A 3,912-nucleotide genomic window follows, 5' to 3' on the forward strand; every position below is an offset into this window, starting at 1 on the left:
GTCCCGGGGGGTCCCCCGGACTTTTTCGGGGGCCCCGGCCCGGGCGCGGCCGCCCCGGGGCGGGGGGGGGGCGGGGGGGGGCCCGGCGGGTGCCCCCCCCGCCGGTGTCGGCCCCGCCGAGCGCGGCGTCGATCCCCGGCCAGGCGTCGGTCGCGGCGGCGTGGGCGAGCAGCACGGTCGGCGCGCGCCGCAGCAGGTCGCCCTCGTTGGACTTGCCGGTGACGGCGGGGTCGCCGAACACGCCCAGCACGTCGTCGATCACCTGGTAGGCGGTGCCCAGGTGGCGGCCGGTCTCACGCAGCGGGTCGATCAGTTCCTCCGGCGCGCCCGCCAGCACCGCCCCGAGCACCAGCGGCAGGACCACCGAGTACGCCGCGGTCTTGGCGGCGCCGATCGCCAGCGCGCGATCCCGGGTCGGGGGCTCAGGATCGGCGGCCCCGTGGACGTCCGCGTACTCGCCGGCGATCGAGGCCACCACCGCCCGCTCGACCTCCTCGAGGGCGCGGCGGAGCACGGGAGCCGGAACCGGGAGGCGGGCGAACTCCCCCATCGCCGCCACGAGCAGCAGGTCGCCGCCGAGCAGCCCGCCGACCATCCCCAGGTGTCCCGCGGTCTCCGCCGACGCACCCCGTTCCGCGGCCCGGGCCCTGGTGCGTCCCTGGAGGTTCGGTTCGCCGCGGCGCAGGTCGTCGCCGTCCGCCAGGTCGTCGTGGACGAGGAACGCCTCGTGCAGCAACTCGAGGGCCTGGGTCGCGCTGGCGCGCACGGCCTCGTCGCCGCCCCCGGCGCGGGCGTAGACCGCGTCGAAGAGCGCGGAGCGCATCCCCTTGCCGGAGCGGGTGCTGCGGCCCAGGTCCGTCACCCAGTCCTCGACGGCGGGGCCGAGGCCCTCCGGCAGGTCCCGGGCGGTCATCCGGTGGGCTGCGGTTACCGATACCAGTGTCATGTCTGGTTGTTCGGAGCCGGCGCTGGCGTGGATACGTCTCACCTCGATTCTCCTCGACGAGAAACTGCGCCTCCGGACTCGGCAGGCGGCCGGAGACCACGATCGCACAGTGCCGCTCACTGGGCCACCCACCGGACCACTCCCGCGCCGCCCCGAAATGCACGAAGACCCCCGCTTGTGGCAGGGGTCCCGCGTGCCAGATGATGGATTCGAACCAACGTAGGACTAAGCCGACGGATTTACAATCCGCTCCCTTTGGCCGCTCGGGCAATCTGGCGTGCACCCTTGAGGGCGCTACGACACGATACAACGCCGGTGACCCCCGGTGCCAAATCGGGGGCGGGTGGGGCGGGTAGCCTGGCCGGGATCGACCCACCCCACGTAAGGAGCGCGTCCATGGCCTCGGAGTCCTCGTTCGACATCGTCTCGGAGTTCGACCGCCAGGAGGTGGACAACGCGCTCAACCAGGCCGCCAAGGAGCTGGGCACCCGCTACGACTTCCGCGGCACGGACGCGACCATCGAGTGGAAGGGCGAGGACGCGGTGGAGATCGTCGCCAACTCCGAGGACCGCGTCCTGGCCGCCAAGGACGTGTTCATCGAGAAGCTGGTCCGCCGCGGGCTCAGCATGAAGGCGCTCGAGGTGGGCGAGCCCATGCCGTCGGGCAAGACCTTCCGGCTGGTCGGCTCCCTCAAGCAGGGCATCGACAAGGAGAACGCCAAGAAGATCACCAAGCTCCTGCGCGACGAGGGCCCCAAGGGCGTCAAGGCGCAGATCCAGGGCGAGGAGATCCGCGTGTCGTCCAAGAAGCGCGACGACCTCCAGGAGTGCATCTCGCTGCTCAAGAACGCCGATCTCGAGGTCGCCCTGCAGTTCACCAACTACCGGTGACCCCCTTCCGGTGACCTCCCGCACCGGTGTGGGCGCCGCCTCGGTCGCCCTGGTGGGCGCGACGATGCTGGCGGGGGGTGCGGTCGACGAGGCCTCCCGGACCCTCACCGTCTTCGCCGCCTCCTCGCTCACCGGGGCCTTCACCGAGATCGCCGAGGACTTCGAGCGGGACAACCCCGGGGTCCGGGTCCGCCTGTCCTTCGGCGGCTCCTCCGGCCTGGTCGACCAGATCGCCGGCGGCGCCCCCGCGGACGTGCTCGCCTCCGCCGACACCGCCACCATGGACCGGGCCCGCGCGGCCGGCCTCGTCGCCGACGATCCCCAGGTCTTCGCCACCAACGTCCTCACGCTCCTCACCCCGCCCGGGAACCCCGCGGGGATCACCGGACTCGACGGCTCCCTGGACGGGAGCCGCCTGGTGGTGTGCGCGCCGGCGGTCCCGTGCGGGGCGTCCGCCCTCGCGCTGGCCCGCGCGGCCGGGGTGGCGCTGCGCCCGGTGAGCGAGGAGTCCGGCGCCACCGACGTGCGGGGGAAGGTCGCCTCGGGCGAGGCCGACGCCGGGATCGCCTACGTCACCGACGCGACCGCCGCCGGCGACCGGGTCGAGCGGGTCGAGATCGCCGGGGCGCAGGTCCACCCCAACCGGTATGCCGTCGCGGCGCTCGAGCGCACCGAGCTCGCGCGGGGCTTCGTCGACGCCGTCACGGGCGCCGAGGGCAGGGCCGTCCTCGGCTCCTTCGGGTTCGGCCCGCCGTGACCCGGCCCCCGCTGCCCCGGTGGCTGCTCGTCCTGGCGACGCTCGCGGTGCTGCTCGCCGCCGTCCCGCTGCTCGGCATGGCGGTGCGCCTGCCGTGGGCGGACCTCCCGCTCCTGCTCTCCTCCGAGTCCGCACGCGAGGCCGCGCTGCTCAGCCTGCGCACGTGCGCGCTCTCCACCCTGCTGTGCGTCCTCGTCGGCACCCCCCTGGCGGTGCTGCTGTCCCGCAGCCACGGGCCGCTGGCCGCGCTCGCCCGCACCGTCACCGCGCTGCCCATGGTCCTGCCGCCGGTCGTGGCGGGCCTGGCGTTGCTCGTCACGCTCGGCCGCACCGGTGTGGTGGGCAGGCACCTGTCGGTGCTGGGCGTGGAGATCGGGTTCACCACCGCCGCCGTGGTGATCGCGCAGACGTTCGTCGCCATGCCGTTCCTCGTGGTGTCGCTGGAGGGCGCCCTGCGCTCGGTGGACGCCCGGCTGGAGCGCACGGCCGCCTCCCTCGGCGCCTCGCCGAGCCGCGTCCTGTGCACGGTGACGCTGCCTCTCGTCCTGCCCTCCCTCGCCGCCGGCGCCACCATGTCCTTCGCCCGCGCGCTCGGCGAGTTCGGCGCCACCCTGACCTTTGCCGGCTCGCTGCAGGGCACCACGCGCACCCTGCCGCTGGAGATCTACCTGACCCGGGAGGCCGACACCGACACCGCCCTCGCGCTGGCCTTCCTCCTCATCCTCTCCGCCGCCCTGCTCATGGCGGCCTCGGCGCCGCTGTCGGGGGCGGTGGGCCGTGGCTGACCGCCCGCCCGCCGGGCCCGCCCCCCACCTCGGCTGCCGCGTCGCCGCCCGCCCCGGGCAGCTCCTCATCTCCGTCCCCACCGGACGACGGCTGGCGATCGTCGGCCCCAACGGCGCGGGCAAGTCCACGGCCCTCCTGCTGCTGGCCGGGCACCTGCGCCCCGACTCCGGGTCGGTCCGCCTCCACGGCAAGACCGTCAGCTCGCCCCGGACCCACGTCCCCGCGCACCGCCGTCGCGTGGTCTCCCTCGAGCAGAATCCCGGGCTCTTCCCCCACCTGACCGTCCTCGACAACGTGGCGTACGGCCCCCGCGCCCGCGGCCTCGGCCGCGCCCTCACGCGCGCCCGCACCGAACTCGACGCGGTGGGCCTCGCCGCCCTCGCCTCGCGCAGGCCCCACCAGCTGTCCGGGGGTCAGGCCCAGCGGGTGGCGCTCGCCCGGGCGCTCGCCGTGGATCCGGACCTGATCCTGCTCGACCAGCCGCTGGCCGCCCTGGACGTGGAGGCCGCGCCCGACATGAGGCGGGTCCTGG

Annotated in this window: 5 protein-coding genes and 1 tRNA gene; 4 read left to right on the forward strand and 2 right to left on the reverse strand. The window is 74.8% G+C overall.

Features of this window, described 5'->3' with window-relative positions:
• Positions 1–913 (reverse strand): polyprenyl synthetase family protein (locus Q0444_RS04850; protein WP_299021817.1); only part of this gene is annotated, 913 nt, incomplete at its 3' end.
• Positions 914–1,140: 227 nt separating this feature from the next.
• Positions 1,141–1,223: transfer RNA gene (locus tag Q0444_RS04855), tRNA-Tyr, on the reverse strand.
• 119 nt (positions 1,224–1,342) lie between these two features.
• On the opposite strand from Q0444_RS04855, the gene Q0444_RS04860 reads away from it, so the two are divergent.
• From Q0444_RS04860 to Q0444_RS04875, 4 genes are all read left to right on the forward strand, one after another.
• Positions 1,343–1,837 carry a YajQ family cyclic di-GMP-binding protein gene (locus tag Q0444_RS04860; protein WP_291079543.1) on the forward strand — a complete coding sequence of 165 codons (495 nt, stop codon included), beginning with the start codon at positions 1,343–1,345 and terminating at the stop codon, positions 1,835–1,837.
• Between the two features lie 10 nt (positions 1,838–1,847).
• A complete protein-coding gene (gene modA, locus Q0444_RS04865) occupies positions 1,848–2,594 on the forward strand; it encodes a molybdate ABC transporter substrate-binding protein (protein ID WP_299021822.1) in 747 nt (248 codons plus the stop codon).
• Positions 2,591–3,379, forward strand: a complete 789-nt coding sequence (locus Q0444_RS04870; protein WP_299021824.1) for an ABC transporter permease — start codon at positions 2,591–2,593, stop codon at positions 3,377–3,379. The genes modA and Q0444_RS04870 overlap by 4 nt, the downstream gene beginning before the upstream one ends.
• On the forward strand, positions 3,372–3,912 hold a 541-nt coding region (locus Q0444_RS04875; protein ID WP_299021827.1), incomplete at its 3' end, for an ATP-binding cassette domain-containing protein. The genes Q0444_RS04870 and Q0444_RS04875, both read left to right, overlap by 8 nt.

Source organism: uncultured Dietzia sp., assembly GCF_937873725.1.
Classification (GTDB): Bacteria; Actinomycetota; Actinomycetes; order Mycobacteriales; family Mycobacteriaceae; genus Dietzia.

Bases quoted from the DNA above. Each gene is read 5' to 3' on its own strand.
- Q0444_RS04860 (WP_291079543.1), top strand. From the start codon at position 1,343: ATGGCCTCGGAGTCCTCGTTCGACATCGTCTCGGAGTTCGACCGCCAG.